Source organism: Nitratidesulfovibrio oxamicus (assembly GCF_015731765.1).
Classification (GTDB): Bacteria; Desulfobacterota; Desulfovibrionia; order Desulfovibrionales; family Desulfovibrionaceae; genus Cupidesulfovibrio; species Cupidesulfovibrio oxamicus.
In genome coordinates, this window is record NZ_VRYY01000595.1 from 1 (window position 1) to 1,210 (window position 1,210).

Here is a 1,210-nt window from a genome sequence, read left to right on the forward strand (position 1 = left end):
GCCGCCGCCGTGACGGCCCATACGGGTTCGCCCCGTGGAGGCAGCGCGGCCAGACCGGCCAGCGCCGCCAGCAGGCAGGCCTGCCGGAACAGCAGCGGCGGCAGCAGTGGCGGAGCCAATGGTGGTTCCGGTCGGGGCTGAGGCTGCGAGGACGGCTGGTGCATGGCTGGCGCTGCCTGCGGGGTTTTCCGGGTGCAAAAAAAGGCGGGCCGCGCCGCGTGGCGGGCCCGCCCGGAAGGTGTGCGGCTATTCCGGCATGCGGGTGATGCGCGCGCCCACGGCGTTCAGTTTTTCCTCGATGCGCTCGTAACCCCGGTCCAGGTGGTAGATGCGCTGGACGTGGGTTTCGCCCTGCGCGGCAAGGCCCGCCAGCACCAGCGATGCGCTGGCCCGCAGGTCGGAGGCCATGACCGGCGCGCCGATGAGCTTCTGCACGCCGCGCACCATGGCGGAGTGGCCGGACAGCTTGACGTCCGCGCCCATGCGCACCAGTTCCGGCACGTGCATGAAGCGGTTCTCGAAGATGGTCTCCTCCACCACGCCCGCGCCGCTGGCGATGGTCATCAGGGCCATGATCTGGGCCTGCATGTCGGTGGGAAAGCCGGGGAAGGGTCGGGTGGTCACGTCGCGGGCGCGCAGGTGGCCGTTGTGGGTCACGCGCACGTCGCGGGTGCCTTCGCGCTCGATGATCAGCCCCATGTCGCGCAGCTTGGCGATGACCGCCTCCAGTTCCTCGAAGGGGCAGTCGGTCAGCAGCAGGTCGCCGCCGGTGATGCCCGCCGCCACCATGAAGGTGCCCGCCTCGATGCGGTCGGGCATGATGCGGTATTCGCACCCGCCAAGGCGCGGCACGCCCTGTACCTTGATGATGCTGGAGCCGTGCCCTTCGATCCTTGCCCCGCAGGCAATGAGGAAGTTGGCAAGGTCCACCACTTCCGGCTCGCGGGCAACGTTTTCCAGCACCGTTTCGCCCTCGGCCAGGGTGGCGGCCATGAGCAGGTTTTCGGTGCCGCCCACGGTGGGGAAGTCGAAGTGGATGTGCGCGCCGCGCAGCTTCTTGCAGCGGCCCTGGATGTAGCCGGAATCCAGGTCGAAGGTGGCGCCCATCTTTTCCAGCGCGGTCAGGTGCAGGTCCACGGGGCGCGCGCCGATGGCGCAGCCGCCGGGCAGGGCCACGCGGGCCTCGCCCAGGCGGGCCAGTAGCGGGCCA

At 70.2% G+C, this 1,210-nt stretch carries 1 protein-coding gene; it reads right to left on the reverse strand.

Going from position 1 to position 1,210, the window contains the following annotated elements; translation table 11 throughout:
• Positions 1-246 precede the first annotated feature (246 nt).
• The coding region (gene murA, locus FVW20_RS16035; protein ID WP_196610382.1) for a UDP-N-acetylglucosamine 1-carboxyvinyltransferase at positions 247-1,210 on the reverse strand (964 nt) is incomplete at its 5' end.